The 16,820-nt window shown below is 60.0% G+C and carries 13 protein-coding genes; 11 read left to right on the top strand and 2 right to left on the bottom strand.

The window, feature by feature from the left end:
• Nucleotides 1–22 precede the first annotated feature (22 nt).
• The 6 genes from HMPREF1153_RS12165 (at nucleotide 23) to HMPREF1153_RS10485 (ending at nucleotide 6,571) form a co-directional block, all read left to right on the top strand.
• Entirely contained in the window at nucleotides 23–1,279 is a 1,257-nt protein-coding gene (locus HMPREF1153_RS12165) for an HD domain-containing protein (RefSeq protein ID WP_009646912.1), read from the top strand.
• A gap of 213 nt (nucleotides 1,280–1,492) precedes the next feature.
• Nucleotides 1,493–1,882 (top strand): rhodanese-like domain-containing protein, encoded by a 390-nt coding sequence (locus HMPREF1153_RS10505; protein ID WP_009646917.1) that lies wholly within the window; start codon nucleotides 1,493–1,495, stop codon nucleotides 1,880–1,882.
• A gap of 62 nt (nucleotides 1,883–1,944) precedes the next feature.
• The gene (gene mqnE / locus HMPREF1153_RS10500) at nucleotides 1,945–3,045 is read left to right on the top strand and encodes an aminofutalosine synthase MqnE (protein WP_009646918.1); all 1,101 of its coding nucleotides are present in this window, start codon (nucleotides 1,945–1,947) and stop codon (nucleotides 3,043–3,045) included.
• Nucleotides 3,045–4,073 (top strand): cyclic dehypoxanthinyl futalosine synthase, encoded by a 1,029-nt coding sequence (gene mqnC, locus HMPREF1153_RS10495; RefSeq protein ID WP_009646923.1) that lies wholly within the window; start codon nucleotides 3,045–3,047, stop codon nucleotides 4,071–4,073. Before mqnE ends, mqnC begins: the two co-directional genes overlap by 1 nt.
• Before the next feature lie 176 nt (nucleotides 4,074–4,249).
• Nucleotides 4,250–5,101 (top strand): MTAP family purine nucleoside phosphorylase, encoded by an 852-nt coding sequence (locus tag HMPREF1153_RS10490; RefSeq protein WP_009646915.1) that lies wholly within the window; start codon nucleotides 4,250–4,252, stop codon nucleotides 5,099–5,101.
• An 18-nt stretch (nucleotides 5,102–5,119) separates the two neighbouring features.
• Nucleotides 5,120–6,571 (top strand): TrkH family potassium uptake protein, encoded by a 1,452-nt coding sequence (locus HMPREF1153_RS10485; protein ID WP_009646929.1) that lies wholly within the window; start codon nucleotides 5,120–5,122, stop codon nucleotides 6,569–6,571.
• Nucleotides 6,572–6,607: 36 nt separating this feature from the next.
• Here the strand turns inward: HMPREF1153_RS10485 and HMPREF1153_RS10480 are convergent, their stop codons facing one another.
• Complete coding sequence (locus HMPREF1153_RS10480; RefSeq protein ID WP_232208280.1) at nucleotides 6,608–7,993, bottom strand: glycosyltransferase family 2 protein; 1,386 nt, start codon at nucleotides 7,991–7,993, stop codon at nucleotides 6,608–6,610.
• Nucleotides 7,994–8,250: 257 nt separating this feature from the next.
• On the opposite strand from HMPREF1153_RS10480, the gene HMPREF1153_RS10475 reads away from it, so the two are divergent.
• The 5 genes from HMPREF1153_RS10475 to HMPREF1153_RS10455 all read left to right on the top strand — a co-directional run bounded on the left by HMPREF1153_RS10475 (nucleotide 8,251) and on the right by HMPREF1153_RS10455 (nucleotide 15,890).
• Nucleotides 8,251–9,147, top strand: a complete 897-nt coding sequence (locus HMPREF1153_RS10475; RefSeq protein WP_009646924.1) for an Rpn family recombination-promoting nuclease/putative transposase — start codon at nucleotides 8,251–8,253, stop codon at nucleotides 9,145–9,147.
• A gap of 233 nt (nucleotides 9,148–9,380) precedes the next feature.
• Nucleotides 9,381–13,013, top strand: a complete 3,633-nt coding sequence (locus tag HMPREF1153_RS10470) for a dynamin family protein (RefSeq protein WP_009646927.1) — start codon at nucleotides 9,381–9,383, stop codon at nucleotides 13,011–13,013.
• Between the two features lie 66 nt (nucleotides 13,014–13,079).
• Nucleotides 13,080–13,994: a substrate-binding domain-containing protein gene (phnD, locus tag HMPREF1153_RS10465; protein ID WP_009646920.1), complete on the top strand. Its 915-nt coding sequence runs from the start codon at nucleotides 13,080–13,082 to the stop codon at nucleotides 13,992–13,994.
• Between the two features lies 1 nt (nucleotide 13,995).
• Nucleotides 13,996–15,240: an ATP-binding protein gene (locus HMPREF1153_RS10460; RefSeq protein WP_009646908.1), complete on the top strand. Its 1,245-nt coding sequence runs from the start codon at nucleotides 13,996–13,998 to the stop codon at nucleotides 15,238–15,240.
• Nucleotides 15,240–15,890 carry a response regulator transcription factor gene (locus HMPREF1153_RS10455; protein ID WP_009646916.1) on the top strand — a complete coding sequence of 217 codons (651 nt, stop codon included), beginning with the start codon at nucleotides 15,240–15,242 and terminating at the stop codon, nucleotides 15,888–15,890. Before HMPREF1153_RS10460 ends, HMPREF1153_RS10455 begins: the two co-directional genes overlap by 1 nt.
• 74 nt (nucleotides 15,891–15,964) lie before the next feature.
• On the opposite strand, the gene HMPREF1153_RS10450 is transcribed toward HMPREF1153_RS10455, so the two are convergent.
• On the bottom strand, nucleotides 15,965–16,820 hold an 856-nt coding region (locus HMPREF1153_RS10450), incomplete at its 5' end, for an Rpn family recombination-promoting nuclease/putative transposase (protein WP_009646914.1).

Raw genomic sequence — 16,820 nt, 5'->3', positions numbered from 1 at the left:
AACCAAAAAGGAGGCAGCAAAAATGGCAGCAGGAAAGAGCAATACGGCAGCAGGCCGAGCCGTGGCGGGCAGTCATCTCTGGATGCAGCATCTTGTGGAAGTAGGACGCTTCCCCACTCTCGCACGCATGTTTGCAGCGCTGCTTGGCGAGGAGGTGGAGTGGATTGCTCCCCTCCCGCAAAATAACTTCAAGGAGTACAAACTGAATCAAGACGAGGCGATGGCGAAGCTCTTTCCCCATGCGGATAAGGCGTCTCTCTTCGACTTTTGGCCGTCGAACCAGCCGCAGTGGGACGGGATCGCCATCGGCAGGGACAGCGGTGCGCTCTACTTGGTAGAGGCAAAAGCCCATCGCAAGGAGGCTGAGGGACAGAAGCTCGGAGCGACGGCTCAGGAAAGCATAGACAAGATCAAGGATACACTGCGCAAATGGCACGACGCGCACTTCCCGCAGGGGGATTTCTCCTTGTGGACGGACGGGCATTACCAGCTCGCGAACCGTTTGGTCTTCCTCTACGAGATGCGGACGCGCTGCGTGCCGCATCACTTTCCCGATGTGCATCTCGTCCTGCTGAACATCGCCGGCGATCCAACGATGGAGGCACATCGAGCAGAATATCATGGCTATAAAACGACGCAGGAAGGGTGGAAGGATTATTACAGCGACGTTTTCCAAAAGATGCTCGGCACGCCGCAGATTCCGCACGGAACTCGGCTGCTGCAGCTCGACGTGGAGCTTATGGCGCGCTATCAGAAGCTCAAAGACATGGTGACGAAACGCCGTCGGGAATTTGCCGCGCTGATGGACTTCATCGAGCAGCAGACAGCCTATCTCACAGCGCCCGCTTCCACGAGATACCACCTGTGCAAAGAATGCGGCCTCTTGGAACACAGCGTGAACGTCGCCGAAACGATGCTGAAGATGCGCGCGACCATCGCGCCCGAACTTTCCGAGGAGAGCTGCGTCATCGTCGCCCTCCTGCACGACCTCGGCAAGGCGGGATCGCCGGGGAAGCCGCAGTATCTGAAAAACGAGGAGGCGGGCGCACGCTTCCCCTATCGTTGGAACAGGGAGCTCATCTATCTGAGCGTTCCCGTCCGCAGTCTATCGCTCATCCTCCCGCACTTCCCTCTGACGGAGGAAGAGATCCAGGCGATCGTCTATCATGACGGACAGTATGTCCCCGAAAACCACGCAGTTGCTGCCCGTGAGGAGAAGCTGACTCTGCTTCTGCAATATGCGGATAATTGGAGCGGCTTCGTGACGGAAAAAGCCTGAGAGCAGCGCTCGCCTGCACCGCTGCTCAAAACCCATCGACTCTCTGCAAAGCAGAAAGTCGATGGGTTTTTTGAGAAATATTTCGGATATGGATACAACATCCTGCTTGCTGTCGTTCGAGTGGCGCGAGAAGCGGCGCTGATGACAGTTTCTCGCGGTTTGCCGGATGTGGTATAATAAGGGCGAGAATTGAGATTGCAAAGGAGAGATACTATGAAAAAGATTATTATGTTGACGGCATTGATGGCGCTGACGCTTTTCGCGGGCGGCTGCGGCAGCGGGCAGGCAGCGCAGCCGCGCCAGGTGTCGGCGGCTGAGGCGCAGAAGATGATGGCGTCGGAGAAGGACTATATCATCGTCGATGTGCGGACGAAGGGCGAATACGCCACGGGGCATATTCCGAAGGCGATCAACATCCCGAATGAAAGCATAGACAAGACTCCGCCTGCAGAGCTTAAGGACAAGAATCAGCTGATCTTCGTCTACTGCCGCAGCGGCAAGCGCAGCCATGATGCGGCGCAGAAGCTTGCTGCCATGGGCTATGGAAACATCGTCGATTTCGGCGGCATCATGGACTGGCCGGGCGAAGTGGTGACGGATTGAGCGCTCGCGGCGAAAAGGCGAGATGCCGCGCGATTATGTGATTTGAGGAGAACTAAGATACGATGACGATATTGGAAACTGCACGCCGCAAGGCGGAGCAGGGGGAGAGGCTGAGCCTGGCGGACGCCTTGGCGCTCTACGAGGAAAACGACCTTCTTTTTCTCGCGGATGCGGCGCGGCGTGCGAAGGAACGCGCGAGCGGCAGGAGCGTCTTTTTTAATGTGAACCGCCATATCAATCTGACGAATATCTGCACGTCGGGCTGCCCCTTGTGCGCCTTTCAAGTGGCGGACGGGGACAGACATGGCTATGTGATGGAGGAGGCGGACGTCGCGCGCGTCCTTGCCGAGGCGAAGGAAGTCAGGCGGCTCGGCGAGATCCACATCGTCTCGGCGCTTCATCCGACGAAGCCTTTCGACTACTATCTCGGCGTTGTGCGCCAGGTCAAGGCGGCTCTGCCCGATGCCGACATCAAGGCGTTTACGCCCGTCGAGATCGTGCATTTTGCCGAGATGTCGGGAAAAAGCGTCAAGGATGTGCTCGCGCTTCTGCAGGAGGCGGGGCTTTCTTCGCTTCCGGGCGGCGGCGCGGAGATTCTCGCGGATCGCGTGCGCGCGATCATCTGTCCAAAGAAGGCGACGGCCGCCCAGTGGATCGAGACGATGAAGGCCGCGCATTCTCTCGGCATACGCACGAACGCGACGATGCTCTACGGTCATGTGGAGACGATCGAGGAGCGCCTGCAGCACCTCGTCACTTTGCGCGACATACAGGACGAGACGGGCGGCTTCCAGGCGTTCGTCTCCTTCCCCTTTCATCCCGCGAATACGCAGCTTGCGAAGGACTATGCACTGGAGCGCGTCGGCTCGTGGGAGGACATGAAGATGATGGCGCTCTCGCGTCTTATCCTCGACAATATCCGCCACATCAAGGCGTTCTGGATCATGCTGACGATGCCCGTGGCGCAGCTCGCCTTGGGCTTCGGCGCGGACGACCTCGACGGCACGATCGGCGAGGAGAAGATCATCCATGCGGCGGGCGCCAAGACGGGCACGGGCATCACGCGCGAAAGGCTCTGCCGCATCATCCGCGAGGCGGGCTACGAGCCTGTGGAGCGCGACACATTTTATCACGCGTTGGCGAGCACAGAGGAGGAAGCGTAATGCGCCTGACGGAAAAGGAGGGCGAGGCTCTTCTCCTCGCACAAGATCCGATCGCGCTCGGGCGCGAGGCCGATGCCGTGCGGCGCGCGCGCTACGGCAACCGCACGACGTTCATCGTCGACCGCAACATCAACTATACGAACATCTGCCGCAACGAGTGCAGCTTCTGCGCCTTCTACCGCCGCTTGGACGCGGCGGACGCCTACCTGCTCTCCTACGAGGAAATTCTCGAAAAGGCGCGTGAGACGGTCGAGGCGGGCGGCACGCAGCTGATGATCCAGGGCGGCCTGCATCCGGAGCTGGGTCTTTCCTATTACGAGGAAATGCTGCGCCTGTTGAAGCGCGAGTTTCCCATGCTGACGATTCATTCCTTCACGGCGACGGAGATCCTCTACTTCGCGGAAAAGGCGGGACTTAGCGTCGAGGAGACATTGAAGCGGCTGCAGGCGGCGGGACTCGACAGCCTGCCGGGCGGCGGCGCGGAGATCCTCGTCGACCGCATCCGCAAGAGGATTGCGCCGAAGAAAATCATGACCGACGATTGGCTGCGCATCATGAAGACGGCGCACACGATCGGCATGGAGAGCACGGCGACGATGGTCATCGGCTTTGGCGAGACGATGGCTGACCGCATCGAGCACATGGAGAAGGTGCGCCGCCTGCAGGACGAGACGGGCGGCTTCCGCGCCTTCATCACATGGACATTTCAGCCCGGTCACACGGAGCTTGGCGGCGAGAAGACAAGCTCGTGGGACTACCTGACGACGCTGGCTCTGACGCGCCTCTACCTCGACAACATCGCGCACATCCAAGGCTCGTGGGTCACGCAGGGCGAGCGCATCGGGCAGCTGACGCTGGGCTTCGGCGCGGACGACCTCGGCAGCATCATGCTCGAAGAGAACGTCGTCAAGGCTGCTGGCACGCGCTACGAGATGTCGATTCAGAAGATGGTGCGTCTGATTCAAGGCGCGGGCAGAGAAGCCGCGCAGCGCGATACGGAGTACCGTGTTTTAAGGAAGTACGGATAAATTCAGCACAGCCACCTTGAGGCATCTTTTCCGCCCCATCGGCGTCGGCAAATCCTCCGCATAGCCCTGCTATGCGTCCGGTTTGTCTCCTTGATTGGACGAAAAATCTGCATCAATCTGGCAGACTTCATTTTATCAGTACTTCCTGAAAAACCTTCAGCGAAAGGAGCGAATAAATGGCACAGCAAGAAATTCCCGCCGCATCGTTCGGCGTTGTCGGCGGCTCGGGCACGCTTTCGAGCGATTTTCCCGCGCGTCTTCCCGATGAGGATATAGAAATTCTCGCCGACAATCTCATCTTTGACACGCCCTACGGAAAAAGCCCCGCTTTTCGCCTGTTCTCGGTCGGCGAGGTGCGCGTGCTCTCGTGCCGCATGCACGGCTGGCGCTCGGGCGTGACGCGTGCCGACGCTTCGCGCCAGGTCTTCTGGGTCTTCCGCGAGGCCGGTGTCGTGCGCGTCCTCTCCGAGGGCGGCGTCGGCACGGCCAATCATTTGCTCGATCCGCGCGATTTCCTGATTCCCGACGATTATCTCGACCTCTCGAACCGCAAGGACGTCATGCTCGACGGCAGGTATCTGCTCATCATGCGCGATGCCCTCTGCCCCGAACTTCGCGCTTCGCTTCTGGCGGCGACGAAGAAGCGCTTTTCAGGGCGCATCTTCGACCGCGGCATTTACGCGTGCACGGACGGACGCCACTTCGAGAGTCCTGCCGAAGTCGCCATGCTCAATGGCCATGCCGACATCATCGGGCAGAGCATCTGCCCCGAGGTCTACCTCGCGCGGGAGATCGGCGCGTGCTACGCGGGGCTTTACTACGTCGTGAACTACGGCGAGGGCATCCGACCCAAATGGTCGTACGGCACGATGAAGGACATCTTCTACGACGACGCGCCGATGATCGGCGAGGTGCTCGCAGAAACGATTCGAGAAACAGCAGCGAAGGAGCGCCATTGCGAGTGCCTCGCGCTTCGCAAGGAAACCCTCTTGAAGGACGTCTACAACGAGGCGTCCGACAAAGGGTAGAAAGGGAGGGCTTCTCCTTTGGACATCAAGGTCGTGGCGTACTTTTTGGGGCGCATCGCGCAGGCCGAAGGGCTGATTTTCCTCGTGCCGCTCGCCGTTTCCCTGTGGTATGCCGAATCCTCTCGCTTGTCGCTCTCCCTCGCCGCCCTCTTGAGCGCGGCGGCTGGCACGGCGCTTCGCCGCGCAGGAAAAGAGCCGGGCGAGCGCCTGACGCTTCGCGAGGGCATCGCCATCACGGGCGGCGGCTGGCTTCTGGCGACCTTCCTCGGCATGCTGCCGTACCTTCTGGGCGGCTATCTCGGCTACCTCGACGGCGTCTTTGAGAGCATCTCGGGCTTCACGGGCACGGGCGCGACCGTCGTCGAAGACATCGAGGCCCTGCCTCAGGGCGTGCTCCTTTGGCGAAGCCTCACGCATTGGCTTGGCGGCCTCGGCATCATCGTCATCTTCATCGCTCTTTTGCCCGCGACGGGGCAGAGCGCCATCACGATGTACAACGCCGAATCGAGCGCCCAGGGATCGGAGCGCGTCCTGCCGCGCCTCAAGAACCTCACGAGCGTACTCTTTCGCATCTACGTCGTCCTGACGGGCGCGGCGTTTCTCGCCTTCTTCGCCTGCGGCATGAGTGCGCTCGACGCCGTCAACCATGCGATGTCGACGATCGGCACGGGCGGCTTCTCGACGTACAACGCGAGCGCCGCGCATTTCAAGAGTCCTGCCATCGAGCTATGGATGTCGCTCTTCATGTTCATCGCGGGCGGCAGCTTCGGGCTCTACTACCGGGTTTACAAGAAAGGGCCACAGGTGCTGTGGCGCAACTCCGAGTTCAAGGCGTACTTAGGCATCGTCGGCGGCGCAGTGCTGCTCATCGCGGCGAATCTTTTCTACCGAGGGCTTTACAACGTGCCCGACGCTTTGCGCTTCGCGCTCTTTCAGGCGACGTCGCTCTCGACGACGGGCTTCGTCTCCGCCGACTACGAACTTTGGCCAGGCTTTTCCAAAGGCATCCTGATTCTTTTAATGCTCACGGGCGGCTGCGTCGGCTCGACGGCGGCGGGACTGAAGATCGCGCGCATCCTCGTGCTCTTTCGCATGGTGCGCACGATCGTGCTGGAAAAGCTCCACCCGCGCGTCACGACGCCCGTGCGCATCAACGGCGCGAGCGTCGACGAAGCGACGCTCCACCGCACGGCGGTCTTCTTCTTCCTCTACGTCCTCGCCATCGCCTTTTTCGCCGTGCTCATGACGGCGGACAACATCAAGACTTTCGACGCCATCGGCATCAGCGTGACGACCGTCGGCTGCGTCGGCCCTGCGTTTGGCATTGCGGGCGCGACGGAGAACTACGCGGGCCTTTCCGACTTCACAAAGGGCATCCTGTGCTTCGCCATGCTGCTCGGCCGGCTCGAATTCTTCACGCTGCTCGTCATGCTCTACCCGTCGTTCTGGCGCTCGAAGAAGAATTGGTGATGGGAGAAAATCCGCTGAAAAGCAAGAGTGCAAACCTCATGCCGGAGGCAAAATGACCTGCGCTTGGACAATCCTTTCCAGCTCTTTCGGCTCGACGTCCTGCAGATACATCCATCGCCCTACCCTTTTCGCTTCGGTGACGGACGCATCGATCTTTCGATAGTAGTCTTTCACTTCTTCGTAGTAGTCGAGCCACGCATCTTCCATATCCTCTTCGTTGAAGATGTGCCACTTGCACCAGCTGGAAAGCTCCGGATGCTTTTCGGCGATCAGCGCGAAGCATGCTTGATTGTCACGGATGACCTGCGCCTGTCGGCGTTCGTCCGTGCTCGTCGATATGCCGCTGCCGTACTCGTACCAGATGAGGTTGTGATTCCAGAAGCCGATGTCGATGCCGTCGGCGATCATGAGGGTGTAGGCGCGGTCTTCGAGATGAACGGCCTTGCCCAGCAGGGGCTTCGTGTACTGCATGAGAAGCTTGCGGCGCGTCATGAAGGCGGCGCCGATCGGGTAATCCTGACATAGAAGATGCGCCCTTCTTGCTGCGGCGAAGTCGTTCCTTTCATACGGCTTCAAATTCCGCGGGTGCATTTCATCCAATATATGATAATGCCCGCCCTCTTCACGATAATAGCAGGCGCGTCCGAAGGCGGCCGGATACCCGCTCTCTTCCATGAAACGGAACATGTCGGCCAATACATGGTCGCTGTACAGGTAGTCGCCGGGAGAGATGTTCTTGATGTACTTCCCTCGTGCATGGGAAAAGGCGCGGTACACATTGTGTACGACACCTTGATTTTTGGGTGCTTGAAGAATCTTGTAGGCTGTGAATCCCTTGGAAGCGAGATCGTCTTCGATGGTCTTCCTCGGGAAATCTTCCGAGCCGTCATCGGCGATGACGATCTCGAACGAGCAGCCCTTCTGCTCAACGACGGAGGCGAGCGTCCTTTCGAGCTTCAGAAAATCCGACCGATAGGTGAGAATGCAGACGGACACATCGAAATGCGCATCGTCCCCGTGCGCTTCGTCGCGGGAAAAGATCGCCGCATCCCCGCCGTAAAGGATTCGCGGCTGCGTTTCGAGGCGGTTCAAGAGGCGCAGCGAACGCTCTTCTCTCGTGAGAATCAAGACGTCCGCCAGACGAAGCGCGGCAGAAGACAGCGCCCCCTCACCTTCGAAGGTCAGTACCGCCGGCGCGTCGTCGCCGAGCGCGTCAAGCGCTTGACTGAACTGCGCCAGCGGCTCTTGAGCGCCTTCTGCAGCGGACAAGTCAAGCAGCAGTGCCACGTTGTCTGCCGCGCAAAAGATGTTGACGTATCGCTCGAATACCGTGCGCCATACGGCTTCCGGCGCTTGGAAGTCCGGCAGGAAATAGTAGAGCCGTATGCCTTCTTTTTTCAGGTTTTGAAGAGTTTCTATCATTTTGATTCCTTTCCCTGCAGGTTTGCCGCTCATGCAAGACTTTCTGACTTCCATCGTAATCCATGCGGCGGCAGAAAGCAAGGGCATGTGTAATTTTCGAGCATATATCCAAGTTGTCACGGGAAAGAGCCGACGGCACGTGCCTCACGGCGTATTTTGTGAAGAAAAAGGAGGTTCGGTTCGCTGTCCATCCTGCTTCCCTTGCTGCATAGACGCCTTCATAGTATAATAAAGGAAACAGGATAGGAGAGCGTGCTATGAGGTGGGATGAGCAGGAAGAACGGCGGCGAAGGTTTTTGGAAATTCTCGCAGGATTTCGCTTGCTGGACGACGATTTTATGACAGCCGTATTTCAAGGCAGTTTGCCGTGCGTCGATTTGCTTTTGCAGATTGTTTTGGCGAAAGCAGATATTAGGGCAACAAAGGCTGTCACGCAGGATGCGCTGAAAAATCTGCAAGGTCGCAGCGTGCGATTGGATATTCATGCGTTCACCGAGGGGCAGGAGTTCGATGTTGAAGTTCAGCGTGACGAAGATGGCGCTTCGGCACGCCGGGCGAGATTCAACAGCAGTCTGATGGACGCAAACGCACTTCATGCCGGAGACGATTGCGAGAAACTGCCCGAATCGTATGTGATTTTTATTACGGAGACGGATGTACTGGGCGAGAAAAAGCCGATCTATATCATTGAAAGGACAATCAAAGGGAGTGCCAAGAGTTTCGGCGATGGTTCGCACATCATCTACGTTAACAGTTCCATGATGGATGAAGATACTCCGCTGGGTAGATTGATGCACGATTTCCACTGCACACGCGCGGAAGATATGTATTATGATGTACTCGCGGAACGCGTGAAATATTTCAAGGAGACGGAGGAAGGAGAAAGAGCCATGTGTGAAGCGATGGAGAAACTCGTAAAGGAGTTTGCAGTCGAAATTGCAAAAGAAGCGGAAGTTCGCGGCATGGAGCGTGGCATGGAACGTGGTATGGAGCGCGGTATGGAGCGCGGTATGGAGCGCGGTCGTGAAGAAGGGAAGATCTCAGTCGTGCTCGGGATGTTGAAAGAGCAGCTGCCGCTGGAAATGATAGAAAAAGTATCGAACCTTTCCATGGATAAGATTCAGGAAATCGGCAGAATGCACAGCTTGCTCTGATGCACTTGCTCTTTTTGCTGTTAAGGGAACAGATAAAGAAAAATCTCCATGAAGAGCGTTTCTGGCGTATGCGGTTTTACTCCATATTTTGTTTGGAGTAAAGCCGTTTTTCGTTATATACGCTTGGGGAATTGCGATGGAAAAGAAGGGCGCGTCATGGTATGATAAGGAAATGAAAGACTATCGCGGAAGAAAGGCTTCTGCTTGAGCGGGCCTTTCTCAAAGGAGGATCTATGCAAAGCGTCATCTTGAAGAGCCGACTGCTGCGGCTTTACGATCATTTTGCAGCCGAGGGCGATGCGGCGAGCGCCCGCAAGGTGCGCCAGCTTGCCGAAAAGCTCGTGCGCGGCGAATTCGGCGTCGCTTTCTGCGGTCATTTTTCGGCGGGCAAGTCGCGCATGATCAACCGCCTCCTCGGCGCGATGCTCCTGCCGTCGAGTCCCATACCGACGAGCGCGAACCTCGTCTACGTCAGGCACGGCGAAGAGTACGCCGAGGCACGCTTTAGAGACGGCAGGCCGCGCCGCTACCTCGCGCCCTACGACTACGACCTCGTGAAATCGTTCTGCCGCGACGGCACGGCGATCGAGAGCATCGAGATCTCGACGGCGGCCGCATCTCTTCCTGCGGGCGTCGTGCTCATGGACACGCCGGGCATCGACTCGACCGATGCCGCGCACCGCCTGGCAACGGAAGAGGCAATCCACCTCGCCGACCTCATCTTCTACGTCATGGACTACAACCATGTGCAGTCGGAGGAGAGTTTTCTCTTCACGAAGTCGCTGACGGAAGCGGGAAAGCGCGTCGCGCTCGTCATCAACCAGATCGACAAGCACCGCGAGGAGGAGCTTTCCTTCGCCGCGTTTGCTGCCGGCGTCAAGGACGCTTTCGCCGCATGGGGCGTCGCGCCCGAGGCAGTCTTCTTCACCTCGATGAAGGACGAGGCGCATGAGCACAACGACTTCAAGACGATGCAGGCCTTCCTGCGCGATGCGCTCAAAAATCGTGCGGCGGCGCTCGAAGAATCGATCGCCCGCTCTCTCGAAAAGATCTGTGCCGACGCCGTAAGCCGCGAGGAAAAAGCAGAGGAAAAAGGGCTTGCCGACGCCCGCTGCGTGCTCGAACCTCTGTCGGTCGCGGAGCGCGACGCGCTCTGGGCGGGCAGCCGCGCCTTGGAACAGGAGGCGCAGAGTCTGCGTGAGGACGGACGCGCCGCCTTCAAGGAAGGGATCGAAAAGATCCTCGCCAACGCCTACATGATGCCGTACGAGGTGCGCGAACTGGCGCGTCTTTACCTCGAAGCCTCCTCGCCCGGCTTCAAGGTCGGCTTCTTCGGGCGCGGCAAGAAGACGGCGGCGGAGCGTGCTGCCCGCCGCGAGCGCCTGTGGCAGGCTCTCGCGGAGAAGGTGCGGCTGCAGGTCGATTGGCACATCGCAACGTATCTGAAGGATTTTGCGCGCGACCGACACATCGAGGGCGGGGCGGCCGCCGCCTTCGCCGAGAATTTCACGGCTCTGCCTGAAGAAGATGTGCTGGAAAAGAATCAAAAGGAAGGCGCGAGCACGAGCTACGATGGCAGCTATGTGCTGAACTACACGGCCGCGCTCGAAAAGGCGGTCAAGGAGTGCGCGCGCTCGCGTCTCGCCGCCGTCGGAGACGACCTCCTCTCACGCATGGAGGAGCGGAACGGCGTGCGCCTCGCCGCCATCGAGGCAGAGCTTTCGGGCATGGCCGAAGAAGTCGCGGCGCTCTTCGCCGTGCGGCAGGCGAAGAAGCGCGTCCAGGCGAAGCGGGAAGCCTTGGCGAAGCTTCTCGCGAGCGAGGAATGCGCGGACACGACAGACGCTGCGCTCTTCACGCTCGCGCCTCAGGCGGTCGAGATCGTAGAGGGCGACGGCACGCCGAGCGCGGCGGACAAGGCGGCAGGGCGCGCGGTGCAAAAGGACGCGCCGGCCGAGGCTGCGGCTCTGGCGGCGGAAGCGGAGGAAATGCAGGCGGGCGCTGCCGCTGCGCCTGCCGATGATGCCGCGCGGGCAGACCTTGCGGCATGGGCGCCACGCCTTCGCCGCGCGGGCGAACTCGTCGCGGACGTGCCGGGGCTTTCGCGGCTCGCCGAAGAGCTCTCCCTGCGTGCCGAGCGGCTCGAAGGGCACGGCTATCTCGTGACGCTCTTCGGCGCGTTCAGCGCGGGCAAGTCGTCCTTCGCGAATGCGCTCCTCGGCGAGAACCTTCTGCCCGTCTCGCCGAACCCGACGACCGCCGTCATACAGAAAATCCTGCCCGTGACGAAGGAAAAGCCGCACGGCACAGTGCGCGTCCACCTGAAGGACGAAGCGATGCTGCTCGCCGATCTGAACCGCGCCCTTGCGCCCTTCGAGCGCGAGGCGAAGACTCTCGCGGAAGCGCCCGCGCTCGTCGAGGACGTGCTGACGAGCGCGAGCGACCTGCGCCAGCAGCAGGCCTTCCTGCGCGCCTACGAGAAGGGGCGCGCGATGTTCGAGGGCAAGGCAGGCGCGTGGCTCGACTGCACGCTCGAAGACTTCTCCGCCTACGCGGTCGACGAGGACAAGGCATGCTTCGTCGAGGAGATCGAGATCTATAGCGACTGCGACCTCACGCGTCGGGGCGTCACGCTCGTCGACACGCCGGGCGCCGACTCCATCAACGCGCGTCACACCGACCTCTCCTTCCGCTTCATCCGCCAATCCGACGCCATCCTCTTCGTCACGTATTACAACCACGCCTTTTCCCATGCCGACAGCGAATTCCTCGTGCAGCTCGGGCGCGTCAAGGACGCCTTCGAGATGGACAAGATGTTCTTCATCGTCAACGCCATCGACCTCGCTGAGAGCGAGGAGGACGCGAGCGACGTGCTCGCCTATGTGCGCGCGAACCTCTCGCGCTTCGGCATCAAGAGACCGCGCCTTCATGCCGTATCGAGCCTTGCGATCCTCAAGGAAAAGCTCGCGGGCGAGCATCGCGGCACGCAGTTCGAGAACGCTTTCCACCACTTCATTTTCCACGACCTCGCAGGCCTTGCCGTACGCGCCGCCGAAGGCGACTATGCGCGTGCCCAAACGCTCTTGAGCCGCCTCATCGAAGAGAGCGAGGAAAGTGCCGAGAAGAAGGCCGAGCGGCGCGAATCGCTCGAAAAGAACGCGGCGCGGGCGAAGGACGTTCTCGAAAAAGAGAGCAGCGAAGGCATCGAAAAACGCGCCGCGCAGGAGCAGGCGGAGCTTCTCTATTACGTCGCGGAGCGCGTCTTCCTGCGCTATGAGGACATGTTCCGCCTGAGCTTCAACGCCGCGACGCTCGGCCGCGAGCACGGCAAAGCGAGTCTCCAAAAGGCGATGAAGGAGCTTCTCGCGAGCCTCGGCTTCGACCTCGCGCAGGAGATGCGTGCGACCGCCGTGCGCTTGGAGCGCTTCCTCGCCAAGCGCGGCAAAGAACTGCAGGAGACGCTGGCAAAGACGCTCTCCGAGGGCGAGCTCGACTTCTCCTTCGGCGTGGAAGCGACGGAGTTTGACTTTGACCTCTCGTTTCCGACGGCGTTCGCCGACGTCGAGCCGCAGGTCTTCGCCAAGGAACTTGCGCTCTTCAAGAGCCCCGCACAGTTCTTCGAAAAGGGCGGCAGCAAGATCATGGCGGAGGCGCTCAAGGAAAGGCTTCGCCCCATGGTCAGCGCCTACCTCGAAAGAGAGGGCGCACGCCTCGAAGAGCGCGTGCTCTCGGGCAGCCGCGCCGTATTCGAGGCGGCGCTCGCCCATGTGCGAAGGGAAGCGCAAGGCTACTACGAAGGCCACCGCGCCGCTCTGGCAGGCGGGCTTTCGGCGGCGAAACTGCGCGAGATCCGCGCGAAGCTTTGAGAAGGTGCGCGGCTCGCTTCGTGCAAAGCCCGCGGAAGATGCGAACATTCGCAAGGAGGTGACAGTATGGCCAAGAAGGCAGTCCTGCTGATCCTCGCCGCGCTCGCGCTCCTTTTTGCAGGCTGCGGCGACGAGAAAGGCTTCATCGACTTTACGCGTCATGCGGCCGCGCCTGCCGCACCTGCTGCAGAGCGCCCGCTCGTCATCGCCTTCGCGCCTGTCATGAGTCCCGAGGAGACGCGCCGCCCCTATGAACGCATGACCGCCTACCTCGCCGAGAAGCTCGGCCGCCCCGTCACCATGGTGCAGAAGCGCGGCGCGGCGGAGCTTGATCAGCTCGTCGCGGCGGGTGAAGCCGATGTCGCCTTCCTCTCGACGGGCGCTTATACGGCGTACCGCGGCCACGAGCCGATCGAGCTTCTCGCCATGGTCGAGACGAAGGGCACGATCCTCTACCGCACCTTCGTCATCGTCGCCGCCGACAGCGAAATCGAGGACTTCGCCTCGCTCAAAGGGCGCGTCTTCGCCTTCGTCGATCCGCTCAGTCATTCGGGCAGGCTCGCCGTCGATTACCGCCTGCTCGAAGAAGGGCTGACGCCCGAGCAGTATTTCGGGCGCATCTTCTACACGCACCACCACGACAAGTCGATCTGGGCGGTCGCCAACCACCTCGCCGATGGAGCGAGCATCGACAACCAGATCTATGAGCATATCGAGCAGACAAATCCGCAGCTCGCCGCGAAAGTGCGCATCATCGACGAACTTGCCGTCGCTCCGACCGGCCCCGTCGTCGTGCGGCAGAACCTCGCGCCCGAGGAAAAGGAACAGCTTCGCCGCATCTTCTATGAGATGGCGGACGACGAAGCCATGCGTCCCGTGCTGCAGTCGGCGGTCATCGACCGCTTCGTGCCTCCCGACGGCGGGCTTTACGAGCCTCTCAGGCAGAAGTTTCTCGCGCACGAGCGCCTTTCGGGAGAATGACATGGAAAAGCAAAGCCTGACCGTCCGCTTCAACATCCTCCTCGTCGGCAGCGTGCTGCTCTGCGGACTCCTGCTCGGCGCGTTCTTCCTCGTGACCCTGCGGGCGACGCTCATCGAAGGGCTGAACCGCTCGGGGCGCGAGATCGCCTCGGCGCTCGGCGCGGTCATCGCGAGCGACATCCTCCTCGACGACCGCTTCACGATTTCCGACCAGTTGGAGCGCACGCTGGAAAAGAATCCCGAGGTACGCTACATCCTCGTGACGTACCCCGACGGGCGCATCCTCGCGAGCACCTTCGCCGACGGCCTGCCCGAAGGACTGCTGCCGCTTCGTGAAAAAGACGATTTGGAGCCGCATATTTACAGCAGCACCGATGGGCCGATCCGCGAGATCCTCTATCCGATCGACGACGGCATCACGGGCTATCTGCGCATCGGCCTCACCGAGCGCGAGGCGCGCGCCCTCGTCGAGCGGCGCGGCTTCGAGCTTTTCCTCGTGCTTCTCGCGCTCGCGCTCCTCGCGACGTTCCTCGCGACGCGCTACGCGAAGCTCTTCGGCGCATTGCAGCAGAAGGAACGGCTTCGCCTCTGGCTCATCGGCCAGCTCTTCTCGGCGCGTGAGGACGAGAGGCGGCGCATCTCGCGTGAGCTGCACGACGAAACGAGCCAGTCGATGGCTTCGATCCTCGCCTACTTGCGCATCCTGCACGGCAAGCTCACGACGCCCGAGCAGCGGGAACTGCTGCAGGAGGCGCGGGAACTGACGAACGAGGCGCTGCAGGGCCTGAAGCAGCTCGCCGTCGATCTTCATCCGCCGCTCCTCGAAGACCTCGGCCTCCTCGTTGCCATTGAGAAGTACATCGACACCCTGCGCCGCACGCACGAAGATCTGACCGTGCGATGGGAGACGCAAGGCGATTTCACAGGACTTGACCGCACGCTCGCACTCGTCATCTATCGCTCCGTACAGGAAGGGCTGACGAACATCGTGCGCCACGCACACGCACGCGAGGCGAGCGTGAAGCTTCGCGCGACGGCAAAGGAAGTATGCGTGGAAATCGCCGACGACGGCGTGGGCTTCGAGAAGGACACGGCGGAGAGGGCGCGTCTCGACCGCCACCTCGGCCTCGTGAGCATGAAAGAGCGCGCCGAACTTCTCGAAGGCAGCTTCTCCGTCGAGAGTGCGCCGGGCGCGGGCACGCGCCTTTTCCTGTGCCTGCCGCGCAAGAAGGGAGGAAAAACGTGATGGAAAACAAGAAAGAACCGCTGCGCATCCTGCTCGCCGACGATCATCGCGTGCTGCGCAAAGGTCTGTCGCTGCTTCTCTCGTCCGAGGAAGATTTCAGCGTCGTCGCCGAAGCGTCCGACGGCGAGGAAGCGCTCGAAAAGGCGGCCAAGACTCCCGTCGACATCGCGCTCCTCGACCTCTCTATGCCGCGCATGGGCGGCCTTGAGTGCTTGCGCCGCCTCAAGGCGATGCAGCCCGCCGTGCGCGTCCTCATCCTCACGATGCACAGCGAACGCCAGTACGTCTGCGAGTGCCTGCGTGCGGGCGCGAACGGCTATTTGTGCAAGGACACGCTCGACGCCGAACTTTTCCGCGCCCTGCGCACCGTCGCCGCAGGAGGGCGCTACCTCGGCGAGCGCGAGGCGGAGCTTCTGATCGACGGCGCGCTCGAAGAGCCTGAAGAGCCCGCCGCGCTTTCCACCAGGGAGCGCGAAGTCCTCGAACTCATCGTGCACGGCTACTCGCTCTCGACCATTGCCGACAAGCTCTACCTGTCGATCAAGACCGTCTCCACCTACAAGACGCGCCTCCTGCAGAAGCTCGACTGCACGCAGAACTCGGAACTCGTCGACTACGCGCTCAGGCACAATATATTGGGGAAGAAATGAAAAAAGCTGTGCATACGTCGTATTCGACGATGCGCAGCCTTTTTATATACCATGAAGTATCGTATCATGTACACTCAATCCTTGACGAGTGCGGCATACTTCGCACGCTCGTCCGTAGGAATCTGCAGTACGTCCATTGCCTTTTCCAGAGAAACGCCCATATTTTTCATCATATTGCGAATAGAAGAAGCCAATCCTTCAGCCAATCCTTCAGCTTTTCCTTCAGCTTTTCCTTCAGCTTTTCCTTCAGCTTTTCCTTCCTTAAAACCTTCTTTTCGCTCTTCCATCATCTTCATTGCAAAAGTCATGTAGCTCACCCTCTCTTCGTTCTCTTCCTTGATCCTCCGAATCTCCTCGTCGATGGCCCGCACGAGAGGATCGTTGCATACGATACCGTTCACATAGTTGAGAAATGCCTTGATGCTTTCATCCACATCATTCAGCGTGCCCTTGGCGTTCAGGAATATCTTCGCTGCGTCGTCGGATAACTCAAGTGTCTTGTCCTCTGCACAGAAGTTGCGGAAAGTGTAGATATGCCGCCCTTTGCCGAAAGGGTCGAACGGGCAGATGAAAATGATGATGGTCTTGTTCAGGTCGTCATAATCAGCGCCCGTCTCCAGAAGGTCGGCATCGATCATCGACTGATAGTAGCGCGTGCGCTTGAAGAGGCTCTTGCCTTCCGGCATACGAACCTGCATTTCGATATTATAGACCGTATTCGCGTCGTCGCGCACGTAAACGTCCATGCGAATGCCCTTGCCCTGATAGCGTGCATCCACGGATTTTTCTGTTTCTAAATAATGGATGTCCGCAATCTCCACGTGCAGGATGCTCTGCAGCAGGCTCAGACATATACGCTTGACACCCATGATGAGCTTGAACATGTAGTCGTCCTGAATCGTCAGCTCTTCCCACGGCTTGATACGATAC

Origin of the sequence: Selenomonas sp. CM52 (assembly GCF_000292955.1) — a bacterium.
Classification (GTDB): domain Bacteria; phylum Bacillota; class Negativicutes; order Selenomonadales; family Selenomonadaceae; genus Selenomonas.
The sequence above is the reverse complement of the archived record's forward strand: the minus strand, read 5'-3'. Positions and strand labels throughout refer to the sequence as shown.